This window comes from Nocardia sp. NPDC046763, assembly GCF_040645495.1.
Lineage (GTDB): Bacteria > Actinomycetota > Actinomycetes > Mycobacteriales > Mycobacteriaceae > Nocardia.
The window spans coordinates 59,541-82,225 of record NZ_JBEYYI010000005.1; the positions used below are offsets into that span (position 1 = coordinate 59,541).

At 67.9% G+C, this 22,685-nt stretch carries 22 protein-coding genes; 12 read left to right on the forward strand and 10 right to left on the reverse strand.

The window, feature by feature from the left end:
- Positions 1–7: 7 nt before the first annotated feature.
- Together ABZ909_RS09760 and ABZ909_RS09765 are read right to left on the reverse strand one after the other, a co-directional pair.
- Positions 8–412, reverse strand: a complete 405-nt coding sequence (locus ABZ909_RS09760) for a nuclear transport factor 2 family protein (protein WP_356997898.1) — start codon at positions 410–412, stop codon at positions 8–10.
- Between the two features lie 613 nt (positions 413–1,025).
- On the reverse strand, positions 1,026–2,123 hold the full coding sequence (locus ABZ909_RS09765; protein ID WP_356997419.1) for a CobW family GTP-binding protein: 1,098 nt from the start codon (positions 2,121–2,123) through the stop codon (positions 1,026–1,028).
- A gap of 118 nt (positions 2,124–2,241) precedes the next feature.
- Between ABZ909_RS09765 and ABZ909_RS09770 the strand changes: the two genes are divergently transcribed.
- Positions 2,242–3,855: a helix-turn-helix domain-containing protein gene (locus tag ABZ909_RS09770; RefSeq protein ID WP_356997420.1), complete on the forward strand. Its 1,614-nt coding sequence runs from the start codon at positions 2,242–2,244 to the stop codon at positions 3,853–3,855.
- Here the strand turns inward: ABZ909_RS09770 and pucL are convergent.
- Positions 3,837–4,757 (reverse strand): factor-independent urate hydroxylase, encoded by a 921-nt coding sequence (pucL, locus tag ABZ909_RS09775; protein WP_356997421.1) that lies wholly within the window; start codon positions 4,755–4,757, stop codon positions 3,837–3,839. The two genes, ABZ909_RS09770 and pucL, sit on opposite strands and share 19 nt — an antisense overlap.
- 184 nt (positions 4,758–4,941) lie before the next feature.
- On the opposite strand from pucL, the gene ABZ909_RS09780 reads away from it, so the two are divergent.
- Positions 4,942–6,339 (forward strand): nucleobase:cation symporter-2 family protein, encoded by a 1,398-nt coding sequence (locus tag ABZ909_RS09780; RefSeq protein WP_356997423.1) that lies wholly within the window; start codon positions 4,942–4,944, stop codon positions 6,337–6,339.
- A 70-nt stretch (positions 6,340–6,409) separates the two neighbouring features.
- Here the strand turns inward: ABZ909_RS09780 and ABZ909_RS09785 are convergent, their stop codons facing one another.
- From ABZ909_RS09785 to glp, 3 genes are read right to left on the reverse strand one after another with little or no spacing between them, the layout of a single operon-like run.
- A complete protein-coding gene (locus ABZ909_RS09785) occupies positions 6,410–6,829 on the reverse strand; it encodes a molybdenum cofactor biosynthesis protein MoaE (RefSeq protein ID WP_356997425.1) in 420 nt (139 codons plus the stop codon).
- On the reverse strand, positions 6,822–7,850 hold the full coding sequence (gene moaCB, locus ABZ909_RS09790) for a bifunctional molybdenum cofactor biosynthesis protein MoaC/MoaB (protein ID WP_356997426.1): 1,029 nt from the start codon (positions 7,848–7,850) through the stop codon (positions 6,822–6,824). The genes ABZ909_RS09785 and moaCB overlap by 8 nt, the downstream gene beginning before the upstream one ends.
- Before the next feature lie 33 nt (positions 7,851–7,883).
- Complete coding sequence (gene glp / locus ABZ909_RS09795; RefSeq protein ID WP_356997427.1) at positions 7,884–9,089, reverse strand: gephyrin-like molybdotransferase Glp; 1,206 nt, start codon at positions 9,087–9,089, stop codon at positions 7,884–7,886.
- A 107-nt stretch (positions 9,090–9,196) separates the two neighbouring features.
- Here glp and moaA point away from each other — a divergent pair, with 107 nt between their 5' ends.
- The 3 genes from moaA to ABZ909_RS09810 all read left to right on the forward strand — a co-directional run bounded on the left by moaA (position 9,197) and on the right by ABZ909_RS09810 (position 10,977).
- Positions 9,197–10,255, forward strand: coding sequence for a GTP 3',8-cyclase MoaA (gene moaA / locus ABZ909_RS09800; protein WP_356997429.1), 1,059 nt, complete (start codon positions 9,197–9,199; stop codon positions 10,253–10,255).
- Positions 10,248–10,490, forward strand: coding sequence for a MoaD/ThiS family protein (locus tag ABZ909_RS09805; protein WP_356997431.1), 243 nt, complete (start codon positions 10,248–10,250; stop codon positions 10,488–10,490). The genes moaA and ABZ909_RS09805 overlap by 8 nt, the downstream gene beginning before the upstream one ends.
- 88 nt (positions 10,491–10,578) lie before the next feature.
- On the forward strand, positions 10,579–10,977 hold the full coding sequence (locus tag ABZ909_RS09810) for a DUF1003 domain-containing protein (protein ID WP_356997433.1): 399 nt from the start codon (positions 10,579–10,581) through the stop codon (positions 10,975–10,977).
- A 70-nt stretch (positions 10,978–11,047) separates the two neighbouring features.
- Here ABZ909_RS09810 and nadE read toward each other — a convergent pair whose 3' ends face one another.
- A complete protein-coding gene (gene nadE / locus ABZ909_RS09815) occupies positions 11,048–11,884 on the reverse strand; it encodes an ammonia-dependent NAD(+) synthetase (protein WP_356997435.1) in 837 nt (278 codons plus the stop codon).
- A gap of 29 nt (positions 11,885–11,913) precedes the next feature.
- Entirely contained in the window at positions 11,914–12,492 is a 579-nt protein-coding gene (locus ABZ909_RS09820; protein ID WP_356997900.1) for a helix-turn-helix domain-containing protein, read from the reverse strand.
- Between the two features lie 210 nt (positions 12,493–12,702).
- Between ABZ909_RS09820 and ABZ909_RS09825 the strand changes: the two genes are divergently transcribed.
- The 7 genes from ABZ909_RS09825 to ABZ909_RS09855 all read left to right on the forward strand — a co-directional run bounded on the left by ABZ909_RS09825 (position 12,703) and on the right by ABZ909_RS09855 (position 20,560).
- Positions 12,703–13,269 carry an NAD(P)H-dependent oxidoreductase gene (locus ABZ909_RS09825; RefSeq protein WP_356997436.1) on the forward strand — a complete coding sequence of 189 codons (567 nt, stop codon included), beginning with the start codon at positions 12,703–12,705 and terminating at the stop codon, positions 13,267–13,269.
- 158 nt (positions 13,270–13,427) lie between these two features.
- Complete coding sequence (locus ABZ909_RS09830; RefSeq protein ID WP_356997438.1) at positions 13,428–14,276, forward strand: G1 family glutamic endopeptidase; 849 nt, start codon at positions 13,428–13,430, stop codon at positions 14,274–14,276.
- Between the two features lie 451 nt (positions 14,277–14,727).
- A complete protein-coding gene (locus tag ABZ909_RS09835) occupies positions 14,728–14,967 on the forward strand; it encodes a redoxin NrdH (protein WP_356997439.1) in 240 nt (79 codons plus the stop codon).
- A 63-nt stretch (positions 14,968–15,030) separates the two neighbouring features.
- On the forward strand, positions 15,031–15,501 hold the full coding sequence (nrdI, locus tag ABZ909_RS09840; protein ID WP_356997441.1) for a class Ib ribonucleoside-diphosphate reductase assembly flavoprotein NrdI: 471 nt from the start codon (positions 15,031–15,033) through the stop codon (positions 15,499–15,501).
- A gap of 59 nt (positions 15,502–15,560) precedes the next feature.
- A complete protein-coding gene (gene nrdE / locus ABZ909_RS09845) occupies positions 15,561–17,642 on the forward strand; it encodes a class 1b ribonucleoside-diphosphate reductase subunit alpha (protein ID WP_356997443.1) in 2,082 nt (693 codons plus the stop codon).
- A gap of 78 nt (positions 17,643–17,720) precedes the next feature.
- Positions 17,721–18,686, forward strand: coding sequence for a DUF2332 domain-containing protein (locus ABZ909_RS09850; RefSeq protein WP_356997445.1), 966 nt, complete (start codon positions 17,721–17,723; stop codon positions 18,684–18,686).
- 863 nt (positions 18,687–19,549) lie between these two features.
- Positions 19,550–20,560, forward strand: a complete 1,011-nt coding sequence (locus ABZ909_RS09855) for an alpha/beta hydrolase family protein (protein WP_356997446.1) — start codon at positions 19,550–19,552, stop codon at positions 20,558–20,560.
- 34 nt (positions 20,561–20,594) lie between these two features.
- Here the strand turns inward: ABZ909_RS09855 and ABZ909_RS09860 are convergent, their stop codons facing one another.
- Complete coding sequence (locus ABZ909_RS09860; protein ID WP_356997447.1) at positions 20,595–20,837, reverse strand: hypothetical protein; 243 nt, start codon at positions 20,835–20,837, stop codon at positions 20,595–20,597.
- A 307-nt stretch (positions 20,838–21,144) separates the two neighbouring features.
- Positions 21,145–22,422, reverse strand: coding sequence for a helix-turn-helix domain-containing protein (locus ABZ909_RS09865; protein WP_356997449.1), 1,278 nt, complete (start codon positions 22,420–22,422; stop codon positions 21,145–21,147).
- Positions 22,423–22,685: the final 263 nt, after the last annotated feature.

A 22,685-nucleotide genomic window follows, 5' to 3' on the forward strand; every position in this document is an offset into this window, starting at 1 on the left:
GGAACGCTCAGAACTTCGTGACGTAGCAGTCGTAGTTGCGTTGCTCGACGATCAATCCGTCCCGGATGGTGAGGAAGGTGGCGATCTCCGCCCGCATCTCCGAACCCGCGGCGAGAGCGCCGACGGGCACGGCCAGTACCCCGATCCAGGTGACCTCCAGGGCCACCTGATCGCCGGTGGCGGCGGCGTGGTGAAACTCGAACCGCTGCTCGCGAATCACCTGCCGCCCGCGTTCGGCCGCGGCCAGGATCTCGTCCAGATTCCGTGTCGCGCCTTGCGGGACCAGCGCGTTCGGCAGCTCCCGTTGCACGACGTCGGGGTGGAAGTAGGCGGCCAGGCTCGTTCCGGTGGCGCCGGCCGCGACGGCTCGGTGGTAACGGACGGCCAGTTCGATATTCGGATGGTCGGGCATATCACTCACCGGGCCAGTCGAACACGGCGGCGGGTGCGGTGGGGGCTATGTTCGGGGCATGCATTGGGATCAGATGACGGCCACGCCGGGTGCGCTGCGGACGGCTGCGGCGCGGCTGCGGCGCGGGGTGGGGCAGCTGGAAATCCTGGCGACCATCATCGAGGCGGCGGACGGGCCGTGGCTGGGGGCCATGGATTCCGATGGGCGGGGGACCGCCGAGCTGCGCATGCACCTGGCGGGGAAGTACCGGTTCACGGTGGTGGTGACGAGTGCCGGGAAACTGTCACTGGCGGAACTGAATTCGCCCGGGCGCGGGAAGCGGGCGGAGCTGGTGCTGTCCACCAAGGCCGCCCAGCGCAAGGGCTGGGACGTGCCCAAGGACATGCCCAGGCCGCAGGAGTGGGTGGACTACGTGGTCGGGTGGGTCCGGGCCGCCAGCGCCGCCGTCGGCCGGCGGGACGTGGTGGAGTGGCTGCTCCGGGGCGCCGACCAGCGGCTGGCCGCCATGAACGACAGTGTCGAGACCATGCGGGCCGCCCTCGCCGAACGCGAGCAGATGCGGGACGAGCTGGCCGCCGAAGCCGCGGAGCTGCGGGCGGAACTCGAGGCGGAATCAGCCCTCGCCGACAAGCGCGTCGTCGTCGGCGACATAGCGCCAGACGGGGAGGAGGGCGTGGTCGTCGAGGGGGTCGCCGGCGAGATGGGCGGTCGCGCGGAGGCGGGCGGTGACGTCGTCGGCGTCGAGGCCGGAGCCGATGAGGACCAGGTTGCTGAGCCGGGGTTCATGGCGGGTCCAGGCGGTGGGCTCGATGGTGATGTGGCGGCCCACCATGTGCAGCACGAACTTTCGCGGGTCGTCGGGGACGGCGAAGGCCAGCACGCCCTTGGCGCGGAACAGGCCGGCGGGCGGATCCTCCAGTAGCGCAATGAGTTCGCGCGGATTCAGATCCGTGTCGGAGGTGAAGGAGACGCTGTCGTAGGCGTCGTGCAGGTGCCGGTGGTCGCGGCAGTCCTGGCCATGCTCGTGGCAGTGGTCTCCCTGCCTGTCATCGGTGTGCTCGTCGAGCAGCAGCTCGTCGAAGCTGAGCTGTTCACCGACGCGTGGCCGGTGCGGTTCGCGGGTGGGGACGTCGAACAGCAGGCCCGGGTCGACGCGCCCGTGGCTGGTCGGATACACCGGGACCTGACCGACCAGCCCGGTGATCTCCGACCGCAGCCGCTCCAGCGCGGTCGGCTCGACGCGGTCGGCCTTGTTGAGCACCACCAGATCCGCCATGCGCAGGTGCGTCGCGAGTTCCGGGTGCAGTTCGCGGCTCGCGGGGAAGTGCTCGGCATCGACCACCTCGACCAGCCCGCCGTAGCGAATGCGCGGATTGTCGCTGTTGACCACCATGCGAATGAGATTGCGCGGCTCCGCCAGTCCGCTGGCCTCCACCACGATGACGTCGATCTTCTGCCTGGGATGCGCCAGCCGGTCGAACAGGTCGTCCAGCTCGCTGACATCCACCGCGCAGCACACGCACCCGTTGCCCAGCGACACCATGGCGTCGACCTGCCCGGCCACCAGCATGGCATCGATATTGACCGCGCCGAAGTCGTTGACCACCACCCCGATTCGCGTGCTCCGGGTCCGCAGCAGCCGGTTGAGCAGCGTCGTCTTCCCGGCGCCGAGGAATCCGGCCACGATCAGGACTGGAATGCGGCGGGTCACGGCGACCACCCTACCGACCGGGTGTGAGCCCGCCGCAGCACGCCGGAAACCGCGTGGAAATAACAGCCTCCTACCGTGACGGACTATCCGGACCGACCACGGGAGGTGCGCTGTGCGGGTGCGCGACATTCTCGATGCGCCGCAGTTGCGGATGCGGCTGCTGCACGGGGACGCGGGGGAACTGGATCGGCCGGTCGCCAGGATCTGTGCGACGGATATGCCCGATCCCCGGCCCTTCGTGACACCGGGTGCGCTGGTGTGCACCGGATTGGTGTGGCGGCAGCAGGCCGCGGATGCGGACCGCTATGTGGGCCTGCTGGCGGGAGCCGGGGTCGTCGGCGTGGTGGCCGGGCAGGCGCTGCACGGGCACGTGCCCGAGGATGTGGTCGAGGCCTGTCGCCGGCACGGGTTGCCGCTGCTGTCCGCACCTCAGAGCGTGCCGTTCAGCCGGATCATCGAATACCTGGCCGAGCAGGCGGCCGAGGTGCGCTGGCGTCGGGTGCAATCGCGCGCCGACCGGCAACGCCGGCTGCTGGCCGCGGTCGCCGCCGGGACCGGTATCGAGACCCTGGTCGCGGATTTCGCGGCGGAACAGCGGGTTTCGGCCTGGATTCTGACCTCGACCGGGACGGTCATCGCCGGCACCGAGGACCTGGCCGAGCCGGATATCGATCGCATCGTCGCCACCGCGCTCACCGCGCCACGCCTGCCCGCGGTCACCACCGGCGCGATGCGAGTCCTCCAGGTCGGTGCGGGCGACCGCATAACCGCCTGGTACCTGGTGATCCGCCCGTCGGGTCCGGAACTGGACCCGTTCGGCGCGGATCTGGCGGCCGTGGCGGAGCTGTACCGGCAGCGTCGCGCCGACCGACAGCACCTGGATTGGGAACTGGCCGACCGCTTCCCGGTGCCGTTCTCCGAACGGGCGGACCGGTGTGAGGCGGCCCTCGTCTGCGAGGTCCATGCCGCCGACGGCCTGACCGGCCCGGTGCGCAAACCGGGCGAGCCGCAGCGCCGCTCGCTGCCCGGGGGTGTCGCGGGCGCCATCGAACGGGCGGGAGCACCGGCTCGCAGTGCGGGACCTGTGGCGCCGCAGCAGGTTTCGAGCTGGGCCGATTCGTCCGCCGGGTTGCTGGCCGTACGCGCGGCCCTGCACGACGCCCTGCCGGATATCGCCACGTCGATCGACCGCGAAGGCCGGCTGGTCGGCGTGACGGCCGGAACCCAGGACGGGATCGCGGCCGCGGTGGTCCGGCGTCTCGGGCGAATCGCACCGGCGCTCACCGAGATTCGGCTCGCGGTCGGCGTGAGCGCCCGGCAGCCGGAGGAAACCCTGGCGGGTGTGATCGGCGCGGCGGCGGCCGCCGCCACCGCGGCCCGCGACGATGCGGCCCCGGTCAGCCTGCGGGTGGCCGATATCGATTCGGCCGTCGGCCTGCTCACCGCGGTGCCCGGCGGCCTCCAGCGACGATTCGCCGAACGCGTGCTGGGTCCGGTGCTGGACTACGACCGGCGGCACGGGGCCGGACTGCTGGAGACGCTGGAGGTGTTTCTCGGGTGCGAAGGCTCGTGGCGGCAGGCGGCCGATCGAATGCACCTGCACCTCAATACCGTTCGCTACCGCATCGGCCGGATCGAGGAGCTCACCGGGCGCGATCTCGGGCGGCTGGACGATCGACTGGATCTGTATCTGGCGGTGCGCACGCTGGCCGGTCAGACCGCGCCCGTGTAGGGATCCCAGGCGGTTCCGGCGTCCGGGGCGTCCTCGCGCAGCACACTCGCCTGGATCAGGCCGTAGGGGCGGTCGTCGGCGTGGAAGACCTCGCCCTTGTTCGGGACGCCGAAACGGTCTGTGTCGTAAGCGAAGTGATGCTTGTTGGGGGCCGACATGCGGATCTCCGCAAGACACGGATACGCCGCCAGCGCGGCCCGGCCCATCTCGAACAGGGTCTGCTGCAAGGCCTTCGAGTGCAGGGTCGCGAAGGTCTCGACCATGGCGGCGCGGATCCCGTGGTAGGCGGCATCCCAGTCCTGGGGCGGGGTGGCGAAGCGCCAGCGGGCGATCAGGCTGGTGGCCAGGATCCGGTCGTGGGCGGGTTCGAGGACGGTGAACGGGTCTTCGAGGAAACCCGCGAACTCCGAACCCGTGGACTTGAGGATCACCAGATCCTTGACGCCCCCGATCACCCATTCGCGGCGGTCCGTACCGGTCCCGCTCACGGTGATCGCCGCGACCCGCACCTCCGGCCCCACCCGTGTCCAGGTGTGGTCGTGCCCGCTGCCGCCGACCGGAACCCGTTGCCACGCATACTCTTCGATCTCGAGGCGCGCCGAATCGACGGGCTCGATGTCGTCGACGAAGTGCCGGGCCAGGGCCAGCCCGTACTCCTCGATGCTGCCGTCGCCGTGGCTCTTGGCGTAGGTGTAGATGGTCTGCTTCTGCGAATCCGTCGGCAGCACCGTGCCCTGATCGCCGACGGTATGCGCGTCGTCGAACGCGCCGCGCAGGCACGAGGACACGTTCAGGTCCCGGATCTCGTGCCGGGCGGTGTCGCGGTAGATGCGCACCACCCGATTCTCGGCCTTGCCGTACTGGTGCCGGCCGAGCACGATCCGGCCGCCGGTGTCGCTCATGGTCGCCTCCCGTCGTCGCTGATGACTGTGCCCCACTGTGACGTACGGGAGCCGCCGCACACGCTGGTTCCGAGGACAAAACGCCGTACTCCGCCACCGCGACGTTTGGGCGAATTGGACAAAGCCCCGCGGTGCCGGCGCTGCCTAGCCTGACGATCAACCGACCAGGAAGGAAAGACAGGCCATGCCTTCGCTCGATCCCGTCGACACGACGTCGCCCCTTGCCGTCGACACGCGGCTGCCGTGGCATCGGCTGCTGGTGTTCGGAATTCAGCACGTGCTGATCATGTACACCGGATGTGTCACGGTGCCTTTGGTTTTCGGCGCGGCCGCCGGGCTCGGCACGTCCACCGTCGCCCTGCTGATCAGCTCGGACCTGCTGGTGGCGGGCGTCATCACCATGGTGCAGAGCCTCGGGCTGGGCCGGTTCGCCGGTGCGCGGCTGCCGATCGTCACCGGCGCGACCTTCGTGGCCATGAGCCCGATGATCCTGATCGCCAAGGACTACGGGCTCCAGGCGATGTACGGATCCATGCTGCTGGGCGGCGTGATCGGCATCGCGCTGGCGTGGCCGTTCGCCTCGATCGTGCGGTTCTTCCCGCCGCTGGTGAGCGGGACCGTGCTGACCGTGGTCGGCATTTCGCTGATCGGCGTGGCGGGCGGCCTGATCGTGGGCAGCGATCCCGAGGCGTCCACCTTCGCCGCGCCCTCACACATCGCGCTGGCCGCGGCGGTGCTGATCGTCGCGCTGGTGTGCACGGTACTCGGCCGGGGCGTGTGGTCGCAGCTGGGCGTGCTGATCGCGCTGATCGTCGGCATCGTCATCGCCGTCCCCATGGGCCTGATCAACCTCGACGGCGTCTCCCGGGCGGCATGGCTCGGCGCACCCCACCCGTTCCACTTCGGCGCTCCGCAGTTCCCGGTCACGGCGGTGGTGGCCATGACCATCGTGATGGCCGTCGTCTTCGCCGAATCCACCGCGAGCATGCTGGCCATCGGCGAGATCACCGGAAAGCCTTCGACCCGAGCGGATCTGGCGCGCGGACTGGTCGGCGACGGACTCTCGGCGGTGCTGGCCGGTGTCCTGAACTCGTTCGTGGACACCATCTTCAACCAGAATGTCGGTGCGGTCGCCAACACCCGCGTGTACAGCCGCTATGTGACGGCGGTCAGCGGCGCCATCCTGGTTGTCCTGGGTCTGGTTCCGCGCTTCGGCGCGCTGGTCGCCGCCGTCCCCCAGCCGGTCGTCGGCGGCGTCGGCCTGGTGCTGTTCGCGACCATCGCGGTGATCGGCGTGGACACCCTTCGCAAGGCCGACCTCTCGGATCGCGTGAACCTCACCCTCATTGCCGTCTCGATCGGCGTCGGCCTGGTCCCGGTCCTGACCAAGGGAATGTTCGACAAATTCCCGTCCTCGGCCCAGATCCTGCTCAACAGCGGCATCAGCCTTGCCGCCGCAACGGCTTTCACCCTGAACCTCGTCTTCAACCACACCGGACTCGGCGAAATAGCGAGGGGTGCATGGAATCCCGCGTCGGCGATCGCCGACCCCGATGCCCCTGACCCGGTACCCGCCACCTGAGCCCCTCCTCATCGGGGAGACCGAAGCCGTAGATTCCGTCCGGATCCGCGGCTTCGGTTCGTCGGCCGGATCACCCGCAGGCGTTGACCCATTCCGAGAGGCCGTCGGTGAACATCTGACGCTTCCAGATGGGGACCTCGTGCTTGATGCGGTCGACCAGTTCGGCGCAGGTGGTGAAGGCTTCGGCGCGGTGGGGCGCGGCGACGGCGACGGCGATCGCGAGGTCGCCGATGGCCAGGGGGCCGATGCGATGCACGGCCGCCACCGGCAGCCCGGAGGACTCGGCGACCTCCGTGCACACCTTGCGCAGGAACTCCTCGGCCTGTGGGTGCGCCGAGTACTCCAGCGCCGAAACCGATTGTCCGCCATCGTGATCGCGCACCTTGCCGGTGAACACCACGATGCCGCCGTGCTCCGGTCCGCTCACCGCCTGCTCCACCTCGGCCGGATCGAGCGGCTGATCGCTGATCCGGGCCAGCAGTTCACTCATGGCTGCCTCCTCCGGCCACCTGGGCCAGCAGATGTTCGAGAAGCGGTGTCAGTACGGCCATACCGTCCTTCACCCCGCCCGGCGAACCGGGCAGATTGACGATCACGGTGCGCCCGGCCAGACCCGCCACGCCCCGGCTGAGCGCGGCGAGCGGGAACTTGGCGGTGCCCGCCTGGCGGATGGCGTCGGCCACGCCCGGCAACTCCCGATCGAGCAGGGCGAGCGTCGCCTCCGGGGTGCCATCGGAGGGGGAGGCTCCCGTGCCGCCCGTGCTGATGACCAGATCCGGCTCGGTGGACAGTGCATCCGCGAGGCCGAAGGCGATATCCGCATCCGCGAACACCAGCGGCCCGCGCACCGAGAAGCCCTGCGCGCCGAGCCATTCGGTCAAGAGCGGGCCGGTGGTGTCCTGGCGGCTACCGGCGGCGACCCCGGTCGAAGCGACCACGACGGCGGCTGTCCGGCCCGCGCCCGCGAGCGGAGCCGTTGCGGCAGCGGCCTTTTCGTGCTTCTCGTGCCGGTGGTGGTGCTCGCCGTGGTGTCCCTCGGCCTCCGGCCGCACCCAATGTCCGTGCTTTCCACCCTCTTTGGTGATCAGCCGCACCCCGTTCAGGGTGGCGGCCGGATCCACCGCCTTCACCATGTCGTGCAGTGTGAGGCCCGCGACCGCGACCGCGGTCAGCGCCTCCATCTCGACGCCGGTCGGCCCCTTGGTCTTGGCGCTCGCCTCGATGGTGATGGTGGTGTCGGTGAAGCCGAAGTTCACGGTCACCGACGACAGCGCCAGCTGATGGCACAGCGGAATCAGCTCGGAGGTCTTCTTCGCGCCATTGATCCCGGCGATGCGCGCGGTGCTGAGCACATCGGCCTTGGGCATGTCGTCGGCGCGGACCAGGCGGATGACCTCGGCGGTGGTGTGCAGTTCGCCCGCGGCGACCGCGATGCGCGCGGTGTCGGCCTTCGCGCTCACATCGACCATGCGGGCGCGACCTTCACGGTCGACATGCGACAACTCACTCATGACAACCACCTTGGCACAGCGAAAGCGGGGCGTTCACAGCGGCCGGACCTCGACAATCGTGCCCGCCGGCAGCTCGGTCGCGGTGGCCGGAACATCGATGAGGACATCGGCCCGGGCCATGGCGGCGATCAGATGCGAGCCCTGACCGGACACCAGCGCCACCCCGCCCTCGGCGAGCGTGCCGCGCAGGAACTGCCGCTTCCCGGCGGGGGAGCGGACCGGTTGCAGCAGCGGCAGTTCGGAAATCGGCAGCGCGGGCAGGCCCGCCAGCTCGCGCAGGATGGGCCGGGCGAAGACCTCGAAGGACACCATGGTGCTCACCGGATTGCCCGGGAAGCTCAGCACCGGCACCCCGTCCACCATGCTCAGCCCCTGCGGGCCGCCGGGTTGCATTGCCACCGCGCCGAATTCGCCGCCCCGCGCCGACAGCACCTCCTTGACGACCTCGAAGTCGCCCATGGAGACGCCGCCGGAGGTGAACACCACGTCGGCCTGCGCCACGGCCTCGGCCAGCCGGGCCCGGAACTCCTCGTGGTCGTCGGTCGAATGCGCCACCGACACCACCTCGACACCGTTGTCGGTGAGGGCCGCGGCCAGTGCGATGCCGTTCGAGTTGAAGATCTGGCCGGGCAGCAGGGTCGCCCCGGCGGGCCGCAGTTCGTCACCGGTGGTGAGGACCGCGGCGTACACGGGACGCCGCACCGACAGCTCGCCCAGCCCGACCGCCGCCAGCGCCGCTATGTGCCGGGGCCGCAGCAGGGTGCCCGCGGCCGCCAGCAACTGCCCGGCACGCACATCGGTGCCGGGCTCGCGCACGAAATCGCCACTGGCACGGCTGGTTCGGATCGTCACGGTGACGCCATCGGACTCGGTGTGCTCCACCGGCACTACGCAGTCCGCCCCGGGCGGCACGGGTGCGCCGGTCATCACCTTGACGGCGGTGCCCGCCGGCAGCGTCAGCTGCTCGGTGTTCCCGGCCGCCACCACGCCGACCAGCGGCAGGGTCGCGGGGACGATGGCCACCGACTCCGCGCGCACCGCGTACCCGTCCATGGCCGAGTTCCGGAACACCGGCAGATCCAGGGGTGCGTACACATCCACGGCCAGCCGCCGCCCCAGCGCGCGGTCCATCGGGACGGTCTCGGCGACGCGTCCGGCCAGCGGCCGGAGCACATCCTCGATGCGTCGGCGGTGGTCGTCGACGGGTCGGGCCGGGGCTAGCGCGTGCCGGGAACTCATGTCGGTGAGCCTATACGCGGGTGGATCCTCCAGGCCGTGACCGGCTGTTCGGCGGGCTCGCCTCGTAGGAATCTACGAATACTTGCGGTCCCGGCAATAATGGTGCAATGACCGTGGTCGCGATGGGTATGCCCGCTGTGCGAACCGGGCGACCCGCGATGGACGGACGCCCGGATACGCCCCTGTTGCTGGACCGCTTCGGCCGGGTCGCGCGGGACCTGCGGGTTTCCATCACCGAGAAATGCTCGCTGCGCTGCACGTACTGCATGCCGGAGGAGGGCCTGCCGCCCATCCCCGCCGACGAGCTGCTCTCGACCGAGGAGATCGTGCGGCTGGTGACGCTCGCGGTCCGCGAACTGGGTGTGCACGAGGTGCGATTCACCGGCGGCGAACCGCTCATGCGCCGCGATCTGGAAGGCATCATCGCCGGTTGCCATGCGGCGCTGCCGGATACGCCGCTCGCCATGACCACCAATGGCGTCGGGCTCGAGCATCGGGCGCGCGGACTGGCTGCGGCCGGGCTGCGGCGCATCAATGTCTCGCTCGACACCGTGGACCGCGACGGCTTCCACCGGCTCACCCGGCGGGATCGCCTCGATTCGGTGCTGGCCGGGATTCGCGCCGCCATCGCGGCCGGGCTCACCCCGCTCAAGGTGAACGCGGTGCTCATGCGCGAAACCCTGGACGGCGCAGCCGATCTGCTGCAGTGGTGCCTGGACGCGGGCGCGGAGCTGCGGTTCATCGAGGAGATGCCGCTCGACGCGGACCACGAGTGGGCGCGCGCCAATATGATCACCGCCGCCGAACTCCTGGACGTGCTCGGTGCCCGCTTCGGCCTCACCGAGACCCGCCGTGAGGATCCCTCCGCGCCCGCTGAACGCTGGCTGGTCGACGGCGGCCCGGCCACCGTCGGCATCATCGCCTCGGTGACCCGCAAGTTCTGCGCCGACTGCGACCGCACCCGCCTGACCGCCGACGGCCGGATCCGCTCCTGCCTGTTCAGCGATCAGGAGTACGACATTCGCGCCGCGCTGCGGTCCGGCGCGACCGACGCCGATATCGCCGGACTGTGGCGCGGCGCCATGTGGAACAAATCGGCCGGGCACGGCATCGACGCCGCCGGCTTCGTCCCGCCCGAACGAACGATGGGAGCCATCGGTGGTTGAGGTCCGCTATTTCGCCGCGATCGCCGATGCGGTCGGTAAGGAGAAGGAGACCCTGGACCTGCCGTCCGGGGCCACCGTCGCCGACCTGCGCGCCACCCTCTCGGCGGTCTACGGCCCGAAGCTGGACCCCATGCTGAAGGTCTGCGCCTATCTCATCGGCGACGAACTCACCCGCGACGCGGCCACCCCGCTGTCCTCGCGCGTAGACGTGCTGCCCCCGTTCGCGGGCGGCTAGCCCCGGCGCGGCGCTCGGTGCCCGAATTTCACTGTCGGGCGCTAACATTCGCCGGTCCCCGCACGCCATCGTCAGGAGACCGACCCGAATGACGCACGCCCCCCGGCCCCAGCACCCCGCCGTCGCGAAAGTGCGGCAGCAGCGTGCCGCCAGTTTCCAGCTGCGCGTGGCCGACTGGATCACGAAGTTCGCAGGGTCGATGACCTTCGTCTACATACACGCCGTCGGTTTCGCCGTGTGGATGATCGTCGTCGAGAAGAGCCCCTGGCCGACCCTGACCCTGGTGGTGTCCCTGGAAGCGATCTTCCTGTCCACCTTCGTCATGATCGGCCAGAACCGCCAGGCCGATTTCCAGCAGGCCAAGGCCGATCACGATTTCCAGGAACAGGAACTCGAGCTCAAGACCAATACCGAACTGACCCGGGCCATTCACGCCATGACGGCCGAGCTGCACCGCCGCCTCATCGCGGACGCGGATCAGAAATGAGCAGCTGTCGCTGCACAATTCACAGCCGTGCCCGCCGCGCGTGAGCGCGGCGGGCACGGGGTCTGGGGGGTTATTTCCACCAGGTGTCGAGCGGGGTCACCGGGACGGTTCGCTTGTGGCGGGTGTTCTGGAAGATGGTCTCGACGCGTTCAGCGACCTCGGGGGCGACCGGCTTGCCTTCGAGGTAGTCGTCGATCTGGGAGTACTTCAGGCCCAGCGCTTCCTCGTCGGGAAGGGAGGGGCGATCGTCCTCGAGGTCGGCGGTCGGGACCTTCTGCCAGACGCTCGGCGGCGCGCCGAGTTCCTGCAGCAGTGCCGCGCCCTGACGCTTGCTGAGCCCGGTCAGCGGGGTGATGTCGACGCCGCCGTCACCGTACTTGGTGAAGAAGCCGGTGACCGCTTCGGCGGCATGGTCGGTGCCGACGACCAGCATATTGAGCTGACCCGCGATGGCGTATTGCAGCAGCATGCGCTCGCGGGCCTTGATATTGCCGCGCACGAAGTCTCGCAGGCGGGGCTCCTCGTGCAGTTCCATGATGCCGAGGGCGGCCTCTCCGGCGGCGGCGTCCGCGCTGGGCTTGACGTTCACCACGACCGACCGATCGGGCTGAATGAACCGCAGGGCGATCTGGGCGTCTTCCTCGTCGAACTGGACACCATAGGGCAGGCGCGCGGCCACGAAAATGGCGTCGTGGCCCTCGGCGCGCAACTCCTCGGCGGCGAGCTGGCACAGGCGGCCGGTGAGAGTGGAGTCCTGGCCGCCGCTGATGCCGAGCACGAAACCGGTTGCGGGCGTGGAGCGCAGATAATCCTTGAGGAAGTCGATGCGCCGCCGCACTTCGGTTTTCGGTTCGATGTCCGGCAGGACGCCCAATTCGGCGATGATCTGTTCGCGCAGGTTCCCCATGGCCACACTCTACTGAACGGCCGGCGACCCTACTGACCGGCGGGCGCGGTCACCTGCCGGACCAGATGCTCCCAGTGATCGCCCACCTGGTCCGGGGTGTAGCGCAGTTCGCGGATCTGATGCAGCACCAGGCCGGCGTCCAGGCTGGCCAGCAGCGTGTCGGCGGTCAGCGAGATGTCGCCGGGTGCGCCCGCCTGCCGGAGCAGCAGGGCGACATGGGTTTTCGCGATGTTGTAGGGCGGGCCGGAGTACTGCCCGCCGATGTCGGCGTTCTTACGCACGTCGCCCTCCACCTCGACCAGGGCCAGGCGCGCCCGCCCGAAGGCGATCAGCCGCTCCACGGGCGGCGCGCCCGGGCCCAGCGGCGGCGGCCCGAACATGTAGGCCCACTGGAGTTTCTGATCGGATTGGTCGAGCAGCGCCAGCATCAGCCCGGCCCGATTGCCGAAGCGCCGGAACACCGTGCCCTTGCCGACACCGGCCAGCTTGGCGACGGCGTCCATGGTGACCGCGTCCGCGCCGCACTCGCGGACCAGCTGTTCGGCGGCGTCGAGCAGCAGCTGCCGGTTGCGGGCGGCGTCGCTGCGCTCATGGCTGCTGCCGGGCATGAGCAGCGGCACCGAGTGCGCGGGGGCCCGTTGGGTGCCGACGGGTTCGATCGGCAGCGCGATGCTCGGCAGGGCCGGAACGACCTCATCCGGTGAGGTGTCGCGTGTCACAGGCTGTGTGCTCCTACCCGGGAATGTAAGCGGACTGCAGTCCGGTTACAGTCTATCGAAAGTTCCGCTGCTGAATCAGTAACCCTTGGAGTGATCATCATGTCGCAGACCCGCATTCTCGTTCTGGTCGGCAGCCTCCGCGCCGCGTCGATCAACCGCCGCCTCGCCGAGGCTGCCGCGAAGACCGCACCGGAGGGCGTCGAGCTCGCGATCTACGAGGGCCTCGGTGAGATTCCTTTCTACAACGAGGACATCGACGCCGAGGGCAAGGTCCCGGCCGCCGCGCAGGCGCTGCGTGACGCCGTCGCCGCCGCCGACGCCGTGCTGCTGGTGACCCCCGAATACAACGGCACCCTGCCGGCCGTGCTGAAGAACGGCATCGACTGGGCCTCCCGTCCGTACGGTGCGGGTGCGCTCAAGGATCTCCCGGCCGCGGTCATCTCCGCTTCCATCAGCCCGAACGCCGCCAAGTGGTCGCACGACGACGCCGTCAAGGCGCTCGGCGTGGCCGGCGCGAAGGTCGTCGAGGAGGCATCGCTGAACTTCGGCGTCATCGGCCAGCGCTTCGCTGAGACCCACCCGGTCGACGATGCGGAGGCCCTGACCCAGCTGGCCGCCACCGTGCACCTGCTGGCGGAGACCGCCGACGCGCGGGCGAACGCCTGACAGCTTGGGCTAACGTCCGGCACATGCAGTGATTACTCGTTGAATTCAGCGCAAGGCCACGGCTTTTGAGCCGTGGCCCCTAGCTTTTCCCGGACAAATCGGGCTACCGTCACACCATGAAGCTATCAACGGGCAACACTTTGTTAGGCCGTTGTTTCATGGCGGTTACCCTGGCCGTCTCCGCCGCCTCGGTGGTGGTCAATGCGGCTGACGCGGCGGCCGAGTCGTATGTCCGCCTCTATCTGGGCAACTGGGCCGGGTACGTGGTGCGGGGGGATTTCCGGGAGATCAGCGCCACCTGGGTGCAGCCGCACGTGGACTGCCGCAATCCGGGCATTCTGCAGCGCGTGGTGCCCTGGGTGGGATTGAACGGCGCCGTCGGGCTCAACGGTCAGATCGCGCTCCCGCTCGTGCAGACCGGCGTCGAATCCCTGTGCGCCAGTGACGTGGCCGTGTACGCGGCGCTGCCGGGTCTGCAGGTCGAATCCGCCGCCGCGGATCTGGCGTACGTCGATCCGGACCTGGCCGGGACGGTCATGAACGCCGGGGGCAAACTGTCCGACCTGCTGGGCGCGGCCGCGGACGGCCTGTGCTCGCTCGGTCTCTTCGGTGGTCTCTGCACCCCCGACACGCAGGTCGACGGCTGGTGGGAGCGCTACCCCGATGCGCCGGTGAGCTACGACGACGTCGTGGTCCGGCCGGGCGACACCATGCATTCGGTGGTCAGCTGGGGTGACGGGCGCTACGTCATGACGCTGGAGAATCGCACCGCGAACTGGTCCCGCACCACGGTCGCCGCCGCCTCGGTGCCCGCCCGCACCGCGGAGATCGTCGTCGAGGGTCATCTCAGCGGCGCGCTGCCCGGCTTCGATCCGATCACCTTCACGAACATAACCATCGACGGTCTGCCGTTGGCGGCCTATGACGTCGACGCCTACGGGATCGCGGCCACCAATCGGTTGCTGACGCCCGGTCCGATCGACGGCGCGTCCTTCACGATCCGGTAGTCCGGGCTCACGCGCCGCGACACGCCGAGCTGAGCGGGGGCCCTGGAATTGTGGGCAGGGCCCGGCGGGGTGGCAAACCGGGTGGTCGCTCGAGTCTGCTGTGACTCGTGGGGTGGATGTCGATCAGCGGTGATGGTGTGTTTGCTGGAAATGAACTAAATGTCGAAATTGTGATGTGTGTCGCAGTCGTGTCGAGTTGCGAATCGAGTGTCCAGGTACTTACGACACCGGAATTTCACCTTTGTGAGTCGCAACATGTCGTGTTGTATGAATCTGTCGGCCACTAGGTGTAGTGTCTTGGGAGCTGGAAGGCCACTAGGTGAGGACCTCGAAGTTCACCGAGCGACCAGGGGCTTCGGTTCCACTTCCAGGGGTTTGCGCACTTACTACGTGGATCTTGTTTGAGCCGTGCACTGCAGACAGATCAAAGGCTAAGGAGAAGGGGATACCAATGACCATCACCGTTTACACCAAGCCCGCTTGTGTCCAGTGCAACGCCACGTACCGCGCCCTCGACAAGGCTGGTGTCGACTACAGCGTCATCGACATCTCCGAGAACCCCGAAGCCCGCGACTACGTCATGGCCTTGGGCTACCTGCAGGCCCCCATCGTCGTCGCCGGTGACGATCACTGGTCCGGCTTCCGCCCGGACCGCATCAAGGCTCTGGCCGACATCGTCGCCGTCGCCTGACGCCGCGCCGCCGGTCAGGGCCGGCGGCCTCCTGCAGGTTCGTCCGAATCGAAAGGAGGGGAGATGACCGAGATGTCCAGCGCGACACCGAATCTGGTCTACTTCTCGAGCGCTTCGGAGAACACGCACCGCTTCGTCGAACGACTGGGCCTGCCCGCCGTTCGCATACCGCTTCACACCGCCGACTCGCTTCGCGTCGACCAACCCTTCGTGCTGATCGTCCCCACCTATGGGGGAGGTCGGCACGTTTTGGGTGGGCAGCGATCCGACAAGGAATTCGTCCCCCGCCAGGTGGCCAAGTTCCTCAACGACCCGCACAACCGCGCCCTGCTGCGCGGCGTGATCGCGAGCGGCAACACGAACTTCGGCGATACGTACTGCTATGCGGGGGAAGTGATCTCGCGTAAGGCAGGGGTCCCGTACCTGTATCGCTTCGAACTCATGGGAACTGCCGAGGACGTCGAGCGCGTCCGAGAGGGATTGGGATTGTTTTGGCAACGACAACAGCACCGGTCGGAAAAACTGCCCGCGTAGAGCGCCCTGTCAGCGGCGACTCCGCGACCGAGGGACTCGACTATCACGCCCTCAACGCGATGCTGAACCTGTACGGCCCCAACGGCGAGATCCAGTTCGACAAGGACCGGGAAGCCGCGCACCAGTACTTCCTGCAGCACGTCAACCAGAACACGGTCTTCTTCCACAATCTGGAGGAGAAGCTCGACTACCTGGTGCGCGAGAACTACTACGAGACCGAGGTTCTCGACCAGTACTCCCGTGAGTTCGTCAAGCAGCTGTTCAAGCAGGCGTACGCCAAGAAGTTCCGGTTCCCGACCTTCCTCGGCGCGTTCAAGTACTACACCTCGTACACGCTGAAGACCTTCGACGGTAAGCGCTACCTGGAGCGTTTCGAGGACCGCGTGTGCATGGTGGCCCTGGCCCTGGCCGCCGGTGACGAGAAGCTGGCCCGCGAGCTGGTCGAGGAGATCATGGACGGCCGCTTTCAGCCGGCCACCCCCACCTTCCTCAATTCGGGCAAGCAGCAGCGCGGCGAGCCGGTGTCCTGTTTCCTGCTCCGCATCGAAGACAATATGGAGTCGATCGGCCGCTCCATCAACTCCGCCCTGCAGCTGTCCAAGCGCGGCGGCGGTGTCGCCCTGTTGCTCAGCAATATTCGTGAGGCCGGCGCGCCGATCAAGAAGATCGAGAACCAGTCCTCCGGTGTCATCCCGATCATGAAGCTGCTGGAGGACTCGTTCTCCTACGCCAACCAGCTGGGTGCGCGGCAGGGCGCGGGTGCGGTGTACCTGCACGCCCACCATCCCGACATCTACCGGTTCCTGGACACCAAGCGGGAGAACGCGGACGAGAAGATCCGCATCAAGACGCTGTCGCTGGGTGTGGTGATTCCGGATATCACCTTCGAGCTGGCGAAGAAGAACGAGGACATGTACCTGTTCTCGCCGTACGACGTAGAGCGCATCTACGGCGTGCCGTTCGCCGACATCAATGTGACCGAGAAGTACTACGAGATGGTCGACGACAAGCGGATCCGCAAGTCCAAGATCAAGGCTCGCGAGTTCTTCCAGACCATCGCCGAGCTGCAGTTCGAGTCGGGCTACCCGTACATCATGTACGAGGACACGGTGAACCGGGCCAATCCGATCGCGGGCAAGATCACCCACTCCAACCTGTGCTCGGAGATCCTGCAGGTCTCCACCGCGTCGGAGTTCAACGACGACCTGTCCTATGCCAAGGTGGGCAAGGACATCTCGTGCAACCTGGGTTCGCTGAACATCGCCAAGACCATGGACTCGCCGGACCTCGGCAAGTCGGTCGAGGTCGCGATTCGCGCGTTGACCGCGGTGTCGGACCAGACCCACATCTATTCGGTGCCCTCGATCGAACAGGGCAACAACGAGTCCCACGCCATCGGCCTGGGCCAGATGAACCTGCACGGCTACCTGGCGCGCGAGCGAGTCCGCTACGGCTCCGAAGAGGGCGTGGACTTCACCAATATCTACTTCTACACGATCGCCTACCACGCGATCCGCGCCTCGAATCTGATTGCGATGGAGCGGGGTTCGGCGTTCGGCGGCTTCCCCGACTCGAAGTACGCCACCGGCGAGTTCTTCGACAAGTACACCGACCAGGCGTGGGAGCCCAAGACCGACCGCGTCGCCCAGATCTTCGCCGACGCCGGTGTCCACATCCCCACCCAGGACGACTGGCGCGCGCTGAAGGCATCGGTCATGGAGCACGGCATCTACAACCAGAACCTGCAGGCGGTGCCGCCGACCGGCTCGATCTCGTACATCAACCACTCCACCAGCTCCATCCACCCGGTGGCGTCCAAGATCGAGATCCGCAAGGAAGGCAAGATCGGCCGCGTCTACTACCCGGCCCCCTACCTGACCAACGACAACCTCGAATACTTCGAGGACGCCTACGACATCGGCTACGAGAAGATCATCGACACCTACGCCGCGGCGACGCAGCACGTCGACCAGGGCCTGTCCCTGACCCTGTTCTTCAAGGACAGCGCCACCACCCGCGACGTCAACCGGGCCCAGATCTACGCCTGGCGCAAGGGCATCAAGACCCTCTACTACATCCGCATCCGCCAGATGGCGCTGGAAGGAACCGAAGTCGAGGGCTGCGTGAGCTGCATGCTCTGACAGGTGCTATCGATAAGGGCGTCCCCGGCAACTGCCGCGGACGCCCTTTTTCGTGAAAGCCGATGTGGGGGAGGCAGGATGGAAACCGCCGATCGATACCGGGCATTCGCCGAGCGGGAGGTACGGGGCTACTCGCCCTGCTACGAGCGCTGGTGCCTCGGAATCGCCAGGGACACAGAGCTTCTCGCCCTCATCGACACCCTGCCCGTGCACAAGCGCCAGCCCAATCTGATCCTCGGCGCGGCCCGCTACCTGGGCGCGACCGCGCGGCCATTCGAGGAGTTCAAGGACTTCCTCGTCACCAACTGGCCCGAGGTCCGGGACGTCGCCATGACCCGTCGCACCCAGACCAACGAGGTGGGCCGGACCGCGACCCTGCTCCCGCTGCTCGCCCGGCACGGTTCGGATCCGGTGGCGCTCATAGAATTCGGCGCCTCTGCCGGACTGTGCCTCTACCCCGATCGGTACAGCTACACCTACGACGACGGCCCCGCCCTCGACCCCCGAGACGGGCGCTCCACCGTCGTCCTGCCGTGCGCCACCACCGGCAACCCGCCACTGCCCGCCGAATTACCGAACGTCGTGCACCGCGCAGGTATCGACCTCAACCCGCTCGATGTCCGGGATCCCGAGGACATGCGCTGGCTGGAATCTCTCGTCTGGCCCGAACAGCGAAACCGCCTGGACCGCTTGCGCAATGCCGCCGCCATCGCCCGGGAGAATCCGCCGCATCTGGTTCGGGGCGATCTCAGCAATGCGCTGGCGGACCTGATCCACGAGGCTCCCTCCGATATACCCGTCATTGTCTTCGGTAGTGCCGTGCTGCTATATCTCGCGCGCGCCGATCGTGCGACCTTCCCGGCGATGATGCGAGAGCTTCCGTGTGAGTGGATTACCAATGAGCCGCCGGGAGTCGTTGATTTCGGCACCGACGTTCTCCCGGCCGGACCGGCGGACGTGCATCTGGTACTTGCGTCGAATGGAGTTCCGATGGCGTATGCGCGTCCGCACGGGCAGAGCCTCGACTGGTTCGGGAAGTGCTGAAAGGCAAAGGACCAGAAGACAAAAGCCGGAGAACCAAGAACCAAAGTAATTGTCCTGTATCGCAATATAATTCGGCCACCGCCAGGCCCCATTCTCGAGCCGGTAATCCGAGGTAGGGAATGGGCGCGGCGTGATGAACGCCCACACCGTCGAAAAGCGTGTAGGAGGCTACTCAGCAGCCGATTGTGAGACCCCACAAGACGGATCGGCGGCCCCCAGTGATGCCCGGAGCCGTTGGCCGGGCTCGGGAGCGGGCGATCCGGAGGACGCCGGAGGTGATGAAGGCCACGCCCAGCCAGCGGGTCCATCCGGCTGGGGCGCACCGATACGGATGGTCTGGACCAAACAATCCGGTACGAACCTATCCTGGCGGCAATGTGCTGGTCAACGTGATTCTCGAGGTGAAAACAGTTGATTGACAGGCGGTTTCGGGGGATTGACGAGCAGGCGACGCGGCGGGGATAACCGCTGCTGTGGTCGATCCCACGGCCGCACCGCCCATTGTTGTGAACTCTCCAGAAGGTGGCTCGCGCCCTGCCGATCACGATTCGGGCCTGGTTAGGCTCGCGGTGATTCGGGTATCGAATCAATGAACTGCGCGGTCGATGCCGGAATCGGAATCGCATCAAGGACTCTCGTTTTGGAGGTGAGTAAGAAGTCCTCTCCTGCCCCCGCATGCCGAGGACTGCTTGTTCGAGACATGTACTGCCGGTGCAGTCGCAACTGCACTCCCATCGGATGAAGACCCATCGAGCGGCCAACCTCGCACCCGCTCGGTGGGTTCTTCGGATATCACGCCCGGCGTGAGGAGTTAGATTGTCGCACAACATGATTCAGATGAATCCCGATATGGGAGCAGAGTCGTGAGGTCCCGGACGGCCGCCGGGGTCGCGGTGGCGCTGACGATGCTGGCGTGCCCGCCGCCGGGCGCGACCGCCCATGCCGGAATGCCGTACCGGGCCGCGTCCCCGGCGGATGTGACCCGGGTGGATCAGTTCGGCCCGAACTGGGAGCGGGTCGAGGTCACCTCCGCCGCCATGGGCCGCACCGTCACCCTCGATGTGCTGCACGGCTCCGGCGCGGGTCCCCGGCCCACCCTCTATCTGCTGGACGGGGTGGATGCCGAGGGCGTGTCCGACTGGCTGACGAAGGGGCACGCGGCGGAATTCTTCTCGGACAAGCCCGTCGACGTGGTCCTGCCCGCGGGCGCCACCGGCAGCATGTACACCGACTGGCAGCACGCCGACGCCGCGCTCGGCTGGAACCGCTGGGAGACCTTCCTGACCGCCGAGCTACCCGGCGCCATCGAGCCCTATCTGCATTCGGACGGCCGCCGGGCCATCGCAGGCGTCTCCATGGGCGCGCAGGGCGCGATGATGCTCGCCCACCGCCACCCCGGCTTCTACCGCGCCGTCGCCGGATTGAGCGGTTGCTACTCGACCATCGACCCGTCCGGCAGCGCGATCACCGCGCTCACCGTCGCCTCGCGCGGCGGCAACATCATGAACCTGTGGGGCCCGCCCGGCACCTTCGACTGGCTGATCCACGACAGCACGGTCTGGGCGGAAGCCCTGCGCGGCACCGTGATCTATCTGTCGGCCGCCTCCGGTCTCCCGGGCCTGCCCGATCTGACCCAGGTGCTGAAGTCGCCCGATATTCCGGCCGCTCTGGAGGCCGCCGGGGGCGGTGTGGTGCTGGAGGCCGGCGCCCGCGTCTGCACCGAGCATTTCGCGAAACGACTGAGCGACTTGGGAATTCCCGCCACCGTGCGCTACGAGCCGACCGGAATTCACGCCTGGGAGGACTTCTCCGCCGAGCTGGGCCCGGCCTGGGATGCCCTCGCCACCGCGTTCGCCCCGGCCTCCGGGCGGTAGTCGTCGCCAGAGTGCGGTTGGGGCACAGGATATTTCAGTGCCGGAATCCGTAGCGGGGCAGTCGGCGCAGCCCCGGCCGGATCCGGCTGTCCACCGTCACAGCCAGTCCGGCGTGCACGGCCGCCACGGTGAAGTCCGACGCCTCTTTCCAGGTGGCCGCGTATTCCATGGTGAGCTCTGCCCCTTCGTCGGGCCCGCCCAGGTACACGGTGACGCGATGGGTGAGTGCCTCCCCGACGCTGTCGAACAGACCCTTGCCTTCCGTGATGCCGGCCATGCGTGCTGCTCCTCGAATAGTGGCGGGGAGACGCGCGAGCCGACCCCTTCGGCGGCTGCGCATCTCTGTAACCGAAAGTAACCGGATTGGCCTGCGCAGGAACGTGTTCCGGTTCGAGCTTGGAAATGTCACAAGCGTCGCGCGAGTGTAGTTGTTACTCGTGGGAACAGAAACGTGCGCGTCCCGGACTGGACGTGCGCTCACAAACGATCACCGAGCCCATGGTGACTATTCGGAAGGTTCGCTGTCCCCTCCGGCCCGGCTGAATCGCCGGCTGATTGCCAGCGGGCCGGCCGACCGCTGCGGGTCAGCCCGCCGCCTGATAGGTGCGGGCCACCAGCGCCGAGCGCAGGTACCACAGCCCCGACGCCTGGGTGGGATCGAACCCGGTCAGCTGCCCGATCCGCTTGAGCCGGTAGTCCACCGTATTGGTGTGCACGTGCAGCATGCGCGCGGTGCGCTGCCGGTTCAGGTTGTTGCTGATGTGCGACTGCAGCGTCTCCAGCAGCTCGGCGTGTTCGTCGAGCGGGTCCAGCAGCGACCCCAGATGATCCCGGCCCGGCCCGGGCCGGGTGAGCTGATATTCCAGCGCCAGTTCGTCGAACCGGAACAGCCCGCGCACCAGCCGCAGCCGGTGCACGATGTCGAGGAGCTCGTGCGCCTGGTCTGCGGCATCCGGAATCTGGTGCGGCGCAGCGGAAACCAGCGTCGCGGTGATCGGCACCCGGGCCGCTCGCGACAGCTGCTCGACCAGTTCGTCCAGCTGCTCGTCCGCGAGCGCCGTGACCGGCACCAGCAGCGTGCCGCCGTCCACGCTCAGCAGTGACAGCACCCGGTCGGGGTACCGGTGGGCCAGCTCGGCCTGCACCCGGCGCAGCTTGCGTCGCGCCACCACCGCGCCGTCCACGGTGGGGGAGTGCTCCTCGGGATGTTCGGGAATGGCCAGCGCCAGCACGTGATACGTCTCGGCGATCTCGATCCCGCATTCGCGCGCCATGGTGGAGGTGCTGTGCCCGCCCAGCAGCGCGGAGGTGAGCGTGTGCACGGCCGTGTGGTGTTCGCTCATCACCGCCCGCAGCTCCCGGACGTAGGCCATGGCCACCGCCGATGTCATCCGGTCCAGCAGTTCCACCACGAGTTTGGCCCCGTCCATGATGGTGTCCATGTCGGCGGCCGCGATGACCAGCGTGACATCGCCGTCGTCGTCCTCGCGGCGCACGTGCCCGGCCATGGCATTGGCCATCACCAGCTCCGACCCGATCTTGAAGCCCTCGTGGATGGCGTGGTGGATGGTGTCGATCGGGATGCCCTCCTGCGCCCACTGCGCGGCGGCCTCCTCCAGGCGCTTGGTCTTCTCCGGAATGTCGCGCCCCTCCAGCATGCCCACCGCCAGCTCCAGGCAGGTGCGGGTGACGGTGGTGACGTCGCCGTGAATGGCGTCGCCGGGCAGCGTCCCGCACGGCGCGACGGTTTCGACGAAATGCCCCACCATGTGCTGCGCGAGCCCGCTCACATCTTTGAGCGGCGACGATATCGGGCTGCCCGACACGGTGAGCCCCGCCCGGGCCGGAATCCCCACGGACATCCGTGACTCCCTTCCACCCCCGGGTTGTGCCCTTCCGGGACCTGAAACGCTAACGCATGCCGCAGTCGGCAGCGGCCGGATCGATCTCTCCTGTGAGGCACAGTAATGCGATTTCGGCGCTCTTGTGACTTCTCACATGCGCCAGGCCGGTGCCGCATGACAGCCGGGCAGCGTCGATGCGGGGCAATTCACGCGGCCACGCGGGTGAAACGGGCGCACGCCCGAGGCGCGAGAGCGCCACCGAGGTGATCTATCCGACTTCA